Annotated in this window: 11 protein-coding genes; 5 read left to right on the top strand and 6 right to left on the bottom strand. The window is 67.1% G+C overall.

What is annotated here, in order from left to right:
• The first annotated feature begins 17 nt into the window (after window positions 1-17).
• From glgC to IFT54_RS04060, 4 genes are all read left to right on the top strand, one after another.
• The gene (gene glgC / locus IFT54_RS04075; RefSeq protein WP_031396272.1) at window positions 18-1,280 is read left to right on the top strand and encodes a glucose-1-phosphate adenylyltransferase; all 1,263 of its coding nucleotides are present in this window, start codon (window positions 18-20) and stop codon (window positions 1,278-1,280) included.
• Between the two features lie 43 nt (window positions 1,281-1,323).
• Window positions 1,324-2,769, top strand: coding sequence for a glycogen synthase GlgA (gene glgA / locus IFT54_RS04070; protein ID WP_192069632.1), 1,446 nt, complete (start codon window positions 1,324-1,326; stop codon window positions 2,767-2,769).
• The gene (locus IFT54_RS04065; RefSeq protein ID WP_192069631.1) at window positions 2,766-4,385 is read left to right on the top strand and encodes an alpha-D-glucose phosphate-specific phosphoglucomutase; all 1,620 of its coding nucleotides are present in this window, start codon (window positions 2,766-2,768) and stop codon (window positions 4,383-4,385) included. Before glgA ends, IFT54_RS04065 begins: the two co-directional genes overlap by 4 nt.
• A 66-nt stretch (window positions 4,386-4,451) precedes the next feature.
• The gene (locus tag IFT54_RS04060; RefSeq protein WP_192069630.1) at window positions 4,452-5,306 is read left to right on the top strand and encodes an HpcH/HpaI aldolase/citrate lyase family protein; all 855 of its coding nucleotides are present in this window, start codon (window positions 4,452-4,454) and stop codon (window positions 5,304-5,306) included.
• Between the two features lie 7 nt (window positions 5,307-5,313).
• Here IFT54_RS04060 and IFT54_RS04055 read toward each other — a convergent pair whose 3' ends face one another.
• The 4 genes from IFT54_RS04055 to IFT54_RS04040 are packed head-to-tail and all read right to left on the bottom strand — an operon-like array spanning window position 5,314 to window position 8,880.
• The gene (locus tag IFT54_RS04055) at window positions 5,314-5,904 is read right to left on the bottom strand and encodes an ABC-type transport auxiliary lipoprotein family protein (protein ID WP_081874269.1); all 591 of its coding nucleotides are present in this window, start codon (window positions 5,902-5,904) and stop codon (window positions 5,314-5,316) included.
• Window positions 5,905-5,912: 8 nt separating this feature from the next.
• Complete coding sequence (locus IFT54_RS04050; RefSeq protein ID WP_031396265.1) at window positions 5,913-6,875, bottom strand: MlaD family protein; 963 nt, start codon at window positions 6,873-6,875, stop codon at window positions 5,913-5,915.
• On the bottom strand, window positions 6,875-7,771 hold the full coding sequence (locus tag IFT54_RS04045) for an ABC transporter ATP-binding protein (protein WP_031396264.1): 897 nt from the start codon (window positions 7,769-7,771) through the stop codon (window positions 6,875-6,877). Before IFT54_RS04045 ends, IFT54_RS04050 begins: the two co-directional genes overlap by 1 nt.
• Window positions 7,771-8,880, bottom strand: coding sequence for an ABC transporter permease (locus IFT54_RS04040; RefSeq protein WP_031396263.1), 1,110 nt, complete (start codon window positions 8,878-8,880; stop codon window positions 7,771-7,773). The genes IFT54_RS04045 and IFT54_RS04040 overlap by 1 nt, the downstream gene beginning before the upstream one ends.
• A gap of 62 nt (window positions 8,881-8,942) precedes the next feature.
• Between IFT54_RS04040 and IFT54_RS04035 the strand changes: the two genes are divergently transcribed.
• Window positions 8,943-9,623 (top strand): HAD family hydrolase, encoded by a 681-nt coding sequence (locus IFT54_RS04035; protein ID WP_192069629.1) that lies wholly within the window; start codon window positions 8,943-8,945, stop codon window positions 9,621-9,623.
• Between the two features lie 9 nt (window positions 9,624-9,632).
• On the opposite strand, the gene IFT54_RS04030 is transcribed toward IFT54_RS04035, so the two are convergent.
• Both IFT54_RS04030 and IFT54_RS04025 read right to left on the bottom strand, forming a co-directional pair.
• Entirely contained in the window at window positions 9,633-10,901 is a 1,269-nt protein-coding gene (locus tag IFT54_RS04030; protein WP_244648505.1) for a DUF445 domain-containing protein, read from the bottom strand.
• Between the two features lie 57 nt (window positions 10,902-10,958).
• Complete coding sequence (locus IFT54_RS04025; protein WP_031440559.1) at window positions 10,959-14,114, bottom strand: efflux RND transporter permease subunit; 3,156 nt, start codon at window positions 14,112-14,114, stop codon at window positions 10,959-10,961.
• Between the last annotated feature and the right edge of the window lie 3 nt (window positions 14,115-14,117).

Genomic DNA, 14,117 nt, shown 5'->3' with positions numbered 1-14,117 from the left:
ATTAGGGAGAGACGGACATGGTTGAACGGCGGGGACAGCCACTGGCGCGCGACGCAATGGCGTATGTGCTGGCCGGTGGTCGCGGCAGTCGGTTGATGGAACTGACCGATACCCGCGCAAAACCCGCGGTGTATTTCGGCGGCAAGGCGCGGATCATCGATTTCGCGCTGTCGAATGCGATCAACTCGGGCATCCGCCGGATCGGCGTCGCGACTCAGTACAAGGCGCATTCGCTGATCCGCCATCTTCAGAGCGGCTGGAACTTCCTGCGCTCCGAACGCAATGAGAGCTTCGACATCCTGCCCGCGTCGCAGCGGATCAGCGAGTTCCAATGGTATGAGGGCACCGCCGACGCGGTCTACCAGAATATCGACATCATCGAGAGCCACGCGCCCGAATACATGGTCATCCTGGCCGGCGATCACATCTACAAGATGGATTACGAGCTGATCCTGCAACAGCATTGCGAGACCGGTGCGGACGTCACGATCGCCTGCCTCGAAGTGCCGCGCATGGAGGCGGTCGGCTTCGGCGTGATGGCAGTCGACGAGCATGACAATGTCACCGCGTTCGTCGAGAAGCCGGCCGATCCGCCCGCGATCCCGGGCAATCCGGACATCGCGCTGGCGTCGATGGGGATCTACGTCTTCCACACCAAGCTGCTGTTCGACGAACTGCGCCGCGATGCGGAGACGCCGGGATCCGCACGCGATTTCGGCAAGGACATCATCCCCTACCTCGTCAAGCACGGCAAGGCGGTCGCACATCGCTTCTCCGACAGCTGCGTCCGCTCGGGCAGCGAGGTCGAGGCCTATTGGCGCGACGTCGGCACGGTCGACGCCTATTGGGAGGCCAATATCGACCTCACCGACGTGGTGCCCAAGCTCGACCTCTATGACCGCAGCTGGCCGCTCTGGACCTATTCGGAGGTCACCCCGCCCGCCAAGTTCGTCCATGCCGACGACGGACGCCGCGGCGAAGCGGTGTCGAGCCTGGTTTCGGGCGACTGCATCATCTCGGGATCGTCGATCCACCGCAGCCTGATCTTCACGGGCACGCGTGCGCACAGCTATTCGATGCTCGATCAGGCGGTGATCCTGCCGCATTGCGAGATCGGCCGCGGCGCGCGCCTGTCGAAGGTCGTGGTCGATCGCGGCGTCGTCATTCCCGACGGCCTCGTCGTCGGCGAGGATGCCGAACTCGACGCGCAGCGTTTCCGCCGTACCGACAGCGGCGTGGTGCTCGTAACCAAATCCATGATCGACCGGCTGATCGCGTGAGGGTGTATACGACGCTTTCTCGATCAGGACAGGGGCCCGGCTGATGCGTGTTCTCTCGGTAGCGTCAGAAGCCTATCCGTTGATCAAGACCGGTGGCCTTGCGGATGTCGTCGGCGCGCTGCCGGCGGCGCTCGCGCATCACGGCGTGGCGATGACGACCTTCCTTCCCGGCTATCCCGCGCTCGCCGCGGTCATGCGGACGGCAAAGGTCGCCCACCGCTACACCGACCTGCTCGGCGTCGAGGCGCGGATCCTCGCGGCTAGCATCGGCGACCACCCGCTGCTGATCCTCGACGCGCCCGGCCTGTTCGCGCGAGGCGGCGGTCCGTATGGCGACACGACCGGCGCCGACTGGGTCGACAACTGGCTGCGCTTTGCCGCGTTCAGCCGGGCCGCCGCCGACCTCGCCTCGGGCGTTGTCGATGGCCAGCATTTCGACATCCTCCATGCGCATGACTGGCAGGCAGCGATGGCGCCCGCCTATCTGCGCTACGCCCCCGGGCCGGGTGCGCCGGCAAAGACGATCGTCACGATCCACAACATCGCCTTCCAGGGCCGCTATGGCGCGGAGATCTTCGCCGACCTCGCGCTGCCCGACGCGGCGTTCGCGCTCGACGGGATCGAATATTATGGCGGCGTCGGTTTCCTGAAGGCCGGGCTCGAGGCTGCTGATGCGATCACCACGGTCAGCCCGACCTATGCCGCCGAGATCCGTCGCGGCGAATTCGGCATGGGCCTCGAAGGGCTGATCAACGTCCGTGCCGATCGGCTGACGGGCATCGTCAACGGCATCGATCCCGCGGTCTGGAACCCCGCCACCGATGCCGCGCTGCCGTCGCGCTACACCGCGCGCACGCTCACCCGCCGCCGCATCAACAAGCGCGCGGTCGAGACGCTGTACGGCCTCGACACCGGCGACGGCCCGATCTTCACCGTCATCAGCCGGCTCACCTGGCAAAAGGGCATGGACGTCCTCGTCGCGGCGATCGACGAGCTGGTGGCGCTCGGCGGCCGGCTCGCACTGCTCGGGTCGGGCGATAGCGGGCTGGAACACGCCTTTCTCGCCGCCGCCGAGCGGCATCCCGGCCGGGTCGGCGTTCGCATCGGCTATGACGAGCCGGTCTCTCATCTGCTTCAGGCGGGTGCCGATGCGATCCTGATCCCGTCGCGCTTCGAACCCTGCGGCCTGACTCAGCTTTACGGGCTGGCCTATGGCTGCATCCCCGTCGTCGCGCGCACCGGCGGGCTGGCCGACACGGTGATCGACGCGAACGAGGCGGCGGTCGCCGCGGGCGTCGCAACCGGTATCCAGCATGACGGCATCACGCCCGACGCGCTCAGCCATGCGCTGCGCCGAACGATCGCGCTCTATGCACGCCCCGATCGCTGGGCCATGTTGCAGCGCAATGCGATGCGCGCGGACTTCTCGTGGGACGAGAGTGGCCGGCGTTATGCGACCCTGTATTCGAGCCTTGTGGAGCCTACATGATCCGTACCGTTACTAGCACGCCTTATACCGACCAGAAGCCGGGCACATCGGGTCTGCGCAAGAAGGTGAAGGTCTTCCAGCAGGCCAATTATGCTGAAAACTTCGTCCAGTCGGTGTTCGACGTGGTCGAGGACAAGGCCGGCGCGACGTTGGTGATTGGTGGCGACGGCCGCTTTCTCAACCGCGAGGTGATCCAGGTCGCAATCCGCATGGCCGCCGCGAACGGCTTTGGCCGCGTGATCGTCGGGCGTGGCGGCATCCTGTCGACGCCCGCCGCCAGCCACATGATCCGCAAACGTGGCGCGATCGGCGGGCTGGTTCTGTCCGCCAGCCACAATCCCGGCGGTCCCAACGAGGATTTCGGGATCAAGTACAACATCGCCAATGGCGGTCCCGCGCCTGAATCGATCACCGACGCGATCAACGCACGGACGCTCGAGATCGACCGCTGGCTGACCGTCGACGCGGCCGACATCGATCTCGACCAGGACGGTGAGGTCATGGTCGGCGACATGCCCGTCGAGGTCGTCGATCCGGTCGAGGACTATGCTGCGCTGATGGAGACGCTGTTCGACTTCGACGCGATCCGCGCCGCCAGGCTGACGATGGCGTTCGACGCGATGAGCGCGGTCACCGGGCCTTATGCGACAGAGATCCTCGAACGCCGGCTGGGCTTTGCCGCGGGCACGGTGCGCAACGGCACCCCACTGCCCGATTTCGGCGGGCATCATCCCGACCCCAATCTCGTCCACGCGCATGAGCTGTACGAGACGATGATGGCGCCCGACGCCCCCGATTTCGGTGCGGCATCGGATGGCGATGGCGACCGCAATCTGATCATCGGCCGCCACCGCTTCGTGACCCCGTCGGACAGCCTCGCGATGCTGGCGGCAAACGCGCACCTCGCCCCGGGTTATGCCGGTGGCCTCAAGGGCATTGCCCGCTCGATGCCGACCAGCGCGGCTGCCGACCGCGTTGCCGAGGCTCTGGGCATTCCTGCGTACGAGACGCCGACCGGCTGGAAGTTCTTCGGCAATCTGCTCGATGCCGGCATGGCGACGATCTGCGGCGAGGAAAGCGCCGGGACCGGGTCCGATCATGTCCGCGAGAAGGACGGGCTCTGGGCGGTGCTCCTGTGGCTCAACATCCTCGCGGTCCGCGGCGAGAGCGTCGATGCCATCGCGCGCGATCACTGGGCGAAGTTCGGCCGCAACTATTACGCGCGCCACGATTATGAGGGCATCGAGACGCCGCGCGCCGACGCGCTGATGGCCGCGTTGCGCGCCAGCCTCGCGACCCTGCCCGGCAAGCAGTTCGGCGACCTCACCGTCGAGACCGCGGACGAGTTCGCCTATACCGACCCGACCGACGGCTCGATCAGCCGCAACCAGGGCGTCCGCATCCTGTTCGCAGGCGGCAGCCGCGTCGTGTTCCGTCTCTCGGGCACCGGCACCACCGGCGCGACGCTGCGCGTCTATCTCGAACGCTATGAGCCCGTCGGCGGTGATCTCGACCGCGAAACCGGCGACATGCTGGCGAGCATCGTCGCGGCGGCCGAATCGATCGCGGGGATCGCGCAGCATACCGGCCGCAGCGCACCCGACGTCGTCACCTGATCGCGTCACCCCGCGGCAGGCGGGCCGGGGTTCAAACCCCGGCCATAGTCTTCTAGGCTGGGCGTCATGACCCTTCGCCGTCGCCGCAGCGCGCTCTACATGCCCGCCTCTAACCCCCGCGCCATCGCCAAGGCCCGCAGTCTGGCCTGCGACGTCGTGATCCTCGACCTCGAGGATGCGGTGGCGCCCGACGAGAAGGCGACGGCGCGCGACCGTGTCGTAGCCGAGGTCGGCACGGGGGGTTTCGGCACGCGCGAACTGGTGGTGCGGATCAACGCGCTCGATACCCCATGGGGCGCCGACGACATCACCGCCCTGCGCGGTCTCTGCGTCGATGCGGTGCTCGTGCCCAAGATCTCCGGCGGTGTCGATCTTGCCGCCGTCCGCGGAGCATTGGGTACGGACGGGCCGCCGATCTGGGCGATGATCGAGACTTGTGGCGGCGTGCTCGAACTACCGGCGATCGCTCGTGCGGCCGCGGGATCGCGGCTCACCGCGCTGATTGCCGGCACCAACGACCTCGCCAAGGAGCTGCGCTGCCGCCCGGGCGTCGATCGAACGCCACTCATTCCCGCGCTGATGGCGATCGTGACGGCCGCACGCGCGGCCGGGCTGGTGGCGCTGGACGGCGTCTGCAACGCGCTCGACGATCCGGCGCGCCTCGCGGTGGAAGCCGAACAGGGCGCAGGCCTGGGCTATGACGGCAAGACGCTCATCCATCCGGCGCAGATCGCGGCGGCAAATATCGCGTTCGGCCCCACCCCCGACCAGCTTGCCTGGGCTCGGACAATAGTCGACGCGTTCGCGGACGGCGCCACGGCTGACAAGGGCGCGATCCGCCTGAACGGTGAGATGGTCGAACGACTCCACCTCGCCGAAGCGGAGGCGATGCTCGCGCAGGCGGATCAGCCCGAAGGCTGACCCGGGCTCAGCGCGGGCGGCCGACCCAGTCCGCGACCTGCTGTGCGACGCTATTGGCCGCGGTGTTGATCCCCGCCGCCGCGGACGGTGCATCGATCGCCGCGACCGGGACACGCGCCTCGAAGCGACGCTTCTCGACCGACTGCATCCCTGCCCGCGTCAGTGAGGCATCGAACGTCACGACCGCCTCGCGCGTCGTCGCGTCGAGCCCGAAATTGCGAAGTTCCCCGCCCAGCATTGCACTTGGATCGCCGACCGCCTGGACCGTCGACAGCACGACCATCCCGGTGCGCGCGGCGACCGTGTCGGACATCAGTCGCGCGAACAGCCGCGCGGGCGGCTCGGCCCATTGCGCGTCCTTCACATAGGCGATTGAAGTCGCGGTCGCCTGCACCGGCACGCGCGCGGTCGCCAGCGCCTGCGGCACCGTCGGCACCTGCAGCGTGATCGACTTCGACGTCGCCGAATTCTGGTTCTGCCCGACCGCGACCGCGGACTGCGTCGTCAGCGTCAGCAGGGTCGGCGGCGGGGCGGCACCAAAGCTGATGCAGGCGCTGAGCGGCAAGGCCGCGAGGAGGATGAACAGCGGTGTCTTCATGGCGGTCATCACTTACCCTTATAGTCCGGAAGCTTCTGCTGCCCGACGAGCGAGCCTGCCCCCTGCTGGTCGACACGTTCGGCAACCGAGGACAGCGCCGCGGCGGTGGTGCGCAGATCGTGGACGAGGCGGTTGGCTTCGGGAATGGTCGTCTTCGAGAAGGCCTGTAGCCCGGGCCGCGCATCGCCGATCGCCGCGTTCAGCGTTTCGGCGCTGGTCTGTGCCGACTGGATCGCCTTGTTCAGATTGGCCATCGCCGGTTTCACGTCTTCGGACAGCACCCCGTTGGTGGTCTGCGCGAGCACGCCGAACTGCTGTGCGGCATCGCCCGCCTGCTGGATCGCAACCCGCGTCTGTGCCAGCGTCGCGGCGATTTCCGGCCCGCGATCGGCCAGCGCATCGGTCAGGCGATTGGTGTTCTCGAGGATCCCGGCGATCGACGCCTGGTTGCGATCGGTCAGCAGCCCGGTCAGCCGCTCGGTCAGCGTCGACAGACGCTCGAGCAGCTGCGGTGCCGAATTGAGGATCGCGCCAAGGCCACCCTGCTTGGTCGGGATGACCGGCACGCCATACGGGCATGGCTGGCCGTTCGAATCGGGGCAGCCGACCGCGGGCGCACCCTTGCGCGCGCCATCGAGCGACACCTGGCTGACGCCGGTGAACCCGACGCCAGAGATCGACGCGGTCGTCCCCTGGAGCACGGGCGTCTCCTCGTTCACGCTGATGCGGACGCGGACGAACTGCGGGTCGTTCTTCCACAGCGAGATCGACTTCACCTGTCCCGACGGCACACCTGAAAAGGTAACGGCGGACCCGCGCGCCAGACCATCGACCGACTGGCGGAAGAAGATGTCATATTCCTTCTCTTCCGTGCCGCCGAGCCGCGCGATCCACACGGTGAACAATGCGAGCATCGCCAGCAGGATCAGCACGACGGCGCCGACAAGGACATGGTTCGAACGGGTTTCCATCAGAGCGTCCTTGCTTCTTTCTCGGCATATGTCGCGTCGGCGTCGTCCGGCGCGGACTGCTTGGACTGGACTTCGGTCGGGTGGGCATCGGCGACCGCGTCGGCGCTGCGATGCGCCTCCTTGGTCGCCACCGCGGCGCGGCCGCGCGGCCCCTTGAAATATTCCTCGATCCACGGATGGTCGAGCGCGAGCAGTTCGTCGATCGTGCCGACCGCGATCACCTTCTTGTCGGCGAGCACCGCGACACGGTCGCAGATCGCGTAGAGCGTATCGAGGTCGTGCGTGATCAGGAAGACGGTCAGGCCCAGCGTCTTCTGCAACGACTGCGTCAGCGAATCGAACGCCGCCGCGCCGATCGGGTCGAGCCCGGCGGTCGGTTCGTCGAGGAACAGCAGCTCGGGGTCGAGCGCGAGCGCGCGGGCGAGCCCGGCGCGCTTCTTCATGCCGCCCGACAGTTCGGCGGGAAACTTGTTCGCGGCATCCGCGGGCAGGCCGGTCATCACGACCTTGTACGCCGCGATCTCGGCGAGCAGCGCGGGCGGCAGGTCGGGATAGAATTCGCGCAGCGGCACTTCGACATTTTCGGCGACGGTCAGCGTCGAGAACAGCGCACCGCCCTGGAACAGCACACCCCAGCGCTTGCGGATCTCGGTCGCCTCGGTCTCCTCGCGGCCGATATTCGATTCGCCGAACACCGTGATCGCGCCTTCGGCGGGCGTCTGCAGGCCGATGATCGAGCGCATCAGCACCGACTTGCCGGTCCCCGACCCGCCGACCACGCCGAGAATCTCGCCACGCCGGACGTCGAGGTCGAGGCCGTCATGCACGACCGAATCGCCGAACTCGTTCCTCAGCCCCTTTACGGAGATGATGCTGTCGTCAGTCTTGCGGGCCATTAGTCCCAGCCGATCCAGGTGAAGAATACCGCGAAGAACGCGTCGAGCACGATGACGAGGAAGATGCCCTGCACCACCGCCGAGGTCGTGCGCAGCCCGACCTGTTCGGCGTCAGCCTCGACCTGCATGCCCTGGAAACAGCCCGCGACCGCGATGATCGCCCCGAACACCGGGGCCTTGATCAGCGCGATGTACAGATCGGTGATCGGCACGACCTCACGGATCCGGGCGATGAAGGTGACGGGCGGGATGCCGAGCTGGATCCAGCAGAGCAGCCCACCGCCGATGATCGCGATCAGCGACGCATAGAAGGCGAGCAACGGCATCATCACGATCGCCGCCAGCACGCGCGGCAGGACCAGCGCCTCCATCGGCGACACCCCGATCGTCCGCATCGCGTCGATCTCTTCGGTCAGCTTCATCGTGCCGAGCTGCGCGGCAAAGGCGGAGCCCGACCGGCCCGCGACCATGATCGCGGTCATCAGCACGCCGAGTTCGCGCAGCGTCAGACGCCCGACCAAGTTGATCGTGAACACCTCTGCGCCGAACTGGCGGAGCTGGACCGCGCCCTGCTGCGCGATGACGACGCCGATCAGGAAGCTCATCAGCCCGACGATGCCGAGTGCGGCGATGCCGACGACCTCGAACCGCTGAACGACCGCGTTGAAACGGAAACGCTTGGGGTGGCGAATGACGCTGCCGAAGGCGATCGTCGTCGCGCCCAGAAAGGCGAGCAGGCCGAGCATCGTCCGGCCGGTCAGCACGACCGCGTCGCCGATCTCGCCCAGCACGCGCTTTACCGAACCAACCGGCTTGCCGCGTGCCGCCAGCGGCTGGTCGGAGGCGACGACCTGATCGAACAGATTCTGGCCGTCGGCATCGAGCCCGTCGATCGTCGCGTCGTTGCGTGCGGCGAAGCGGTGAACGATCCAGGCGCCGATCGTGTCGATCCGGTCGACCTGGCTCAGATCGACCCGCTTGATCGACGCAGCATCGACCGCCTCGAGCCGATCGGGAAGATTTCCGATGTTGGCGAGCGACAGATCGCCGGTGAAGCGAAGCGTACCCGTGTCGGCACCGTCCTGCTGAAAATCGGCCATCGCGCTCATCGGCGGCACCTTTGCGGCAAACGGACTGGATCGGCAAGACGAATGCTGTGTAAGCCGGCCCAATGACCCAGCTTCTCGCCATCTACGACATGGACAAGACGATCACGCACGCGCCGACCTGGACGCCGTTCCTGATCCACACCACGCGGACCGGCGGCGCGCCGTGGCGACTCGCGCTGGTGCCGGTCGCGGCGCTCGCGGCGGCGGGGTATCTCGCCAAGCTGATGAGCCGGGGCCGCCTGAAGCACATCATGCAGCGGATGATGCTCGGCAAGACGCTGACCCCGGAGCAGGAGCGTCGTGCCGCCGAGGCGTTCGCCGACCGCGTGATGCGCGACGGCGTCTTCGCCGCCGCGCTCCGCCAGATCGAGGCGGATCGCGCGGCGGGATACAGGCTGGTGATGGCGACCGCCTCCTACCGCTTCTATGTCGAGTCGATCGCCGAGCGGCTCGGCTTCGATGCGGTGATCGGTACCGAGAGCCTGCGCGACGCGAACGGCCATCTGCTCGCCGGCATCGACGGCGAGAATTGCTACGGCCCCGCCAAGCTCGCGATGATCGAGCGCTGGATGGCGCGTGAGGGGATCGCGCGGCACGATGCGCATGTCCGCTTCTATTCGGACCATGTCTCCGATGCGCCGACCTTTGCCTGGGCCGACGAGCCGTTCGCGGTCAACGCGCATGGCCCGCTCCGCCTTCTGGCAAAGGCAAAGGGCTGGCCAATGCCCGACTGGGAGCGATAACCGGGGCGACTAGAGGATCCGGTCGACGGTGTGGATCACCAGGCCGACGAGGCCGCCCACGATCGTGCCATTGACGCGGATATATTGCAGGTCGCGACCCACCGCATTCTCCAGCCGGCTGGTGATCGTCTCCGCATCCCAGCCGCGCACCGTCTCCGACACGAGCCGGACGATCCCGTCGCCATAATCCGCCGCGATGCCGACGACCGCGCGGCGGACGAACCGGTTGATCGTATGCGACAGGCGCGGATCGTGGAGCAGTGTCTCGCCGAGCTGGCGCAGCACGTCGCCCAGCTTGCCCGCCATCGCCCGCTCGGGATCGCGCGCGATCGCCAGCAGCGCGCCGCGCGCCTGCTCCCACAGACCGTCGAGCCAGCGCTGCATCGCGGGGTTGTCGAGCAGGTCGTTCTTCATCGCCTCGACCCGCTCGCGCATGCGGCGGTCATATTGGAGGTCCCAGGCCAGCCGCTCGAGCGCCTCCTCTGCCTTCAGCCGCAACGGGTGCTGCGGATCCTCCGCCATCTCGGCAAGCAGGCGGTCGAACCCGTTGATCAGCTTGTCCGCGACCGTGGTGTCGAGCCCCGTCCAGCGCAGGATCGAACCCGACTTCTCATGCACCATCGCCCGGACGAGATGGTCGTTCGCGGCCAGCGTGACCGATGCCCAGCGGATCGCCGCCTCGAGCAACGGGGCGTGACGACGTTCGGCGATCGCCGCCTTGAGCAACTGGCCGAGGATCGGCGATATCTCGGTCTGGCGCAGCTTGGCGCGGATGCCGGCCTTCACCATACCGCCGAGCCGCGCGGGGTCGAGGCCTTCGAGAATCTGCGCGACCAGCTTCGACGCGCCTGACCGGAACCGCCCCCCTGCCCCTTCGGGCGGATCGGTCAGCCAGTGTGCGATCGCGCCCGCGACGTCGAGCCGACGCATCCGGCGCGAGATGACCGAGGGCAGCAGGAAGTTGTCGCGCAGGAATATTGCGAGCGTGTCGCCGATCCGGTCCTTGTTCCGCGGGATGATCGCGGTGTGCGGGATCGGCAGCCCGAGCGGATGGCGGAACAGCGCGGTGACTGCAAACCAGTCCGCCAGCCCGCCGACCATCGCTGCCTCGGCAAAGGCCCGGACGAAGCCGATCGCAGGATGCCGGTCGACCAGCGCGCGGCTGACCAGGAACACGACCGCCATCAGCACCAGCAACCCAGTCGCGACGATCCGCATGCGAATGAGAGCCGGGTTGGTCGCTTCCTTGGCCAGGCGCACGCGGGAATTCGATGTCATGTCCGAAACAATCCCCGAGCGCAGGGATAGTTCACCCGTGAGGTGTCACGCCGGCGATCATTCCGCCGGCTGTGTCCCGCCATCGCCGTCGCGAAAGCCGATCTTGGGCGATGCCGGCCCGAGCGCAGGTGCGTTGGGGCCGGCGATCCCGACCACTTCCGCGCCGTCGTCGCCGGGCCGGAAGGTGAGCAGACGACGACCCAGTCGTGGCCCCGCCCAGCGCTCGATCCCGACCGCGATGCTGAACGTCGCCGGCACGATCAGCAGTGTCAGCACGGTCGACATCACCAGACCGCCGATCACGGTGATGCCCATCGGCGCGCGGAACGATCCGTCGCCGCCGATCGACAGCGCGGTCGGCACCATGCCCGCGACCATCGCTACCGTGGTCATGACGATCGGCTGCGCGCGCTTGTGCCCGGCATCGACGATCGCCGTCCAGATATCGACGCCCTTGCCCATCTCCTCGAGCGCAAAATCGATCAGCAGGATCGAGTTCTTCGCGACGATCCCGAGCAGCATCAGCAGCCCGATATAGACCGGCATCGAGATCGGATGACCCGTCACCCACAAGGCGAGCAGCCCGCCGAGCGGCGCGAGGATCAGCGACCCCATGTTGACGAACGGCGGCAACAGACGGCGGTAGAGCAGCACCAGCACCGCGAAGACGAGCAGCACGCCGGCCACCACCGCGACGATGAAGTTGCTGATCATCTCGGCCTGCCACTTGGCCTGGCCAAGGACGAGTTCGCTCACCCCGATCGGCAGCGCGTTCATCGTCGGCAGCGCATGGATCTGCTTCTGCGCATCGCCGCTGATCACGCCAGGCGCGAGATCCGCGCCGATCGACAGCTGGCGCTGCTGGTTGACGCGGTCGATCTTGGTCGGCCCCGAGCCCAGCCCGATATCCGCGACGAGGCTGAGCGGCACCGATCCGCCCGTCGCGGTGGCGACCGGCAGGTTCTGGATCGTCGCGAGGCTCGTCCGCGCATTCTGGTCGAGCGCGACGCGGATCGGGATCTGGCGATCGCTGAGCGAGAAGCGTGCGCTGTTCTGGTCGATATCGCCCAGCGTCGCGATGCGGATCGCACTCGACAGGCCCTGCGTCGTCACGCCGAGATTGGCGGCGAGATCGAGCCGCGGTCGGATGACGATTTCAGGACGCTGCAGGTTGCCAGCGACGCGCGGTGCGACGAGCGAGGGCAGTTTCGCCATCTCGGTCACGATCTTCTGCGCGGTCGCGTCGAGCTTGACCGGGTCGTCGCCGCCCAGCGTGATCGTCACGTCGCGATTGCTGCCGCCCCAGCCGAACTGCGACCGGAACGACACACGCGCATCGGGGATCGCCGCGAGCTGCGGTGCGAGACTCCGCTCGAACGCGGTGCTCTTCATCGAGCGATCGTCCTTGAGCGTCGCGGTGACGCGGCCATTGCCGACCGCGGTGCGGGCATAGACCGATGCGACATCGGGTTGCGCCTGGAGGATGCTCGCGACCCGGGTCACGACCGCCTGAGTCTGCGCCAGCGTCGTGCCGGGGACCATGTCGATCGTCGCGGTGCTGGTGTCGCTGTCGCGCGGCGGCTGGAAGGTCGAGGGCAGGACGAAGAACATCGCGATCGTGATCGCGGTCGCCGCCGCACCCGCGACGACCGGCAACCAGCGGTGCCGCAGCGTGAAGCGCAGCGACGCCATGTACCAGTCCATCAGCTTGCCTTCGCCGTGGCTGGCGGTGCCGTGCGCCTTCAGGAAATAGGCCGCGATCATCGGCGTGATCAGACGCGCGACCGCGAGACTCATCAGCACCGAGGCGACCACGGTCAGACCGAAATTCTTGAAGAACTGGCCCGAGATACCCGGCATCAGCCCGACGGGCAGGAACACCGCGACGATCGACATCGTCGTCGCGAGCACCGCCAGCCCGATCTCGTCGGCGGCGTCGATCGACGCCTGATAGGCGGATTTTCCCATCCGCATGTGCCGGACGATGTTCTCGATCTCGACGATCGCGTCGTCGACCAGCACGCCCGCGACCAGGCTGAGCGCGAGCAGCGTCATCTGGTTCAGCGTGAAGCCGAGCAGGTCCATGAACCAGAAGGCGGGAATCGCCGACAGCGGAATGGCGAGCGCGGAGATGATCGTCGCGCGCCAGTCGCGCAGGAACAGGAACACCACGATCACCGCGAGCACCGCGCCCTCGATCATCGCATCGATTGCGCTGTGATATTGCTCCTCGGTATATTTCACGCTGTTCGAGCGCAGTACGAAATGCACTGCCGGGTTGCGCTTCTCCAGCGCCTCCAGCTTCTTGACCGCATCGTTGAACACGGTGACGTCGGACGCGCCCTTGGCACGCTGGAAGTCGAAGCTGATGACCTGGCGACCGTTGATCGCCGCCGCGGTCCGCTGTTCGGCATAAAGGTCGCGGACCTGCGCGATGTCCGCCAGCCGCACGGTCCGCCCGCCGACCGAAATCTGCGTCTGGCCAAGGTCATAGGCGTTCTTGGCATTGCCGAGCACGCGGACCGACTGTTCGGATCCAGCGATCTCCGCGCGGCCGCCCGCCGCGTTCAGATTGACCTGACGCAGCTGCGCGTTGACCTGGCTCGCGGTCAGCCCCTGGCTCTGCAGCTTGACGGGATCGAGGATCACGCGAATCTCGCGGCTCACCCCGCCATTGCGGTTGACCGCGGCAAGCCCCGATACCGACAGCAGCTCCTTGGCCACGGTATTGTCGATGTACCAGCTGAGCTGTTCGACCGTCATGTCGCTGGCGATCGCGGAATAGCTCGCGATATCCTCATCGGTGGTGTTGGCGCGGAACACCTGCGGCTCGAGGATACCTTCGGGCAGGTCGCCGCGGATCTGCGCGATCGCGTCGCGAACGTCGTTGACCGCGCGGTCGATCGGCGTGCCGATATTGAGCTGGATGACCGTCTGCGACGTGCCTTCGGTGACCGTCGAGCTGATCTGGTCGATGCCCTGCAGCGTCCGCACCGCCGCCTCGACCCGCTGCGTGACCTGGGTTTCCAGTTCGGTGGGCGCCGCGCCCGGCTGGCTGATGACGACGATCGCGATCGGGAAGTCGATATCCGGATCGTTGTTCACGTCCATCCGCATGAAGCTGACGATTCCCGCCAGCGTCAGCGCGAGGAACAGCACGATCGGCGGTACCGGGTTGCGGATCGCCCAAGCCGAGATGTTGCGGAAACCCATGGT

It is taken from the genome of Sphingomonas sp. CFBP 13714 (genome assembly GCF_014842205.1).
Classification (GTDB): Bacteria; Pseudomonadota; Alphaproteobacteria; order Sphingomonadales; family Sphingomonadaceae; genus Sphingomonas; species Sphingomonas aerolata.
Note: the sequence above shows the minus strand (reverse complement) of the source record. Positions and strands in the feature narration are given on the sequence as shown.

Excerpts from the sequence above, each read along its gene's own strand:
- glgA (WP_192069632.1), top strand. The coding sequence starts at position 1,324 with ATGCGTGTTCTCTCGGTAGCGTCAGAAGCCTATCCGTTGATCAAGACC.
- glgC (WP_031396272.1), top strand. The coding sequence starts at position 18 with ATGGTTGAACGGCGGGGACAGCCACTGGCGCGCGACGCAATGGCGTAT.
- IFT54_RS04045 (WP_031396264.1), bottom strand. The coding sequence starts at position 7,771 with ATGGCCCGCAAGACTGACGACAGCATCATCTCCGTAAAGGGGCTGAGG.
- IFT54_RS04025 (WP_031440559.1), bottom strand. The coding sequence starts at position 14,114 with ATGGGTTTCCGCAACATCTCGGCTTGGGCGATCCGCAACCCGGTACCG.
- IFT54_RS04060 (WP_192069630.1), top strand. The coding sequence starts at position 4,452 with ATGACCCTTCGCCGTCGCCGCAGCGCGCTCTACATGCCCGCCTCTAAC.
- IFT54_RS04050 (WP_031396265.1), bottom strand. The coding sequence starts at position 6,875 with ATGGAAACCCGTTCGAACCATGTCCTTGTCGGCGCCGTCGTGCTGATC.
- IFT54_RS04055 (WP_081874269.1), bottom strand. The coding sequence starts at position 5,904 with ATGAAGACACCGCTGTTCATCCTCCTCGCGGCCTTGCCGCTCAGCGCC.
- IFT54_RS04065 (WP_192069631.1), top strand. The coding sequence starts at position 2,766 with ATGATCCGTACCGTTACTAGCACGCCTTATACCGACCAGAAGCCGGGC.
- IFT54_RS04040 (WP_031396263.1), bottom strand. The coding sequence starts at position 8,880 with ATGAGCGCGATGGCCGATTTTCAGCAGGACGGTGCCGACACGGGTACG.
- IFT54_RS04030 (WP_244648505.1), bottom strand. The coding sequence starts at position 10,901 with ATGACATCGAATTCCCGCGTGCGCCTGGCCAAGGAAGCGACCAACCCG.
- IFT54_RS04035 (WP_192069629.1), top strand. The coding sequence starts at position 8,943 with ATGACCCAGCTTCTCGCCATCTACGACATGGACAAGACGATCACGCAC.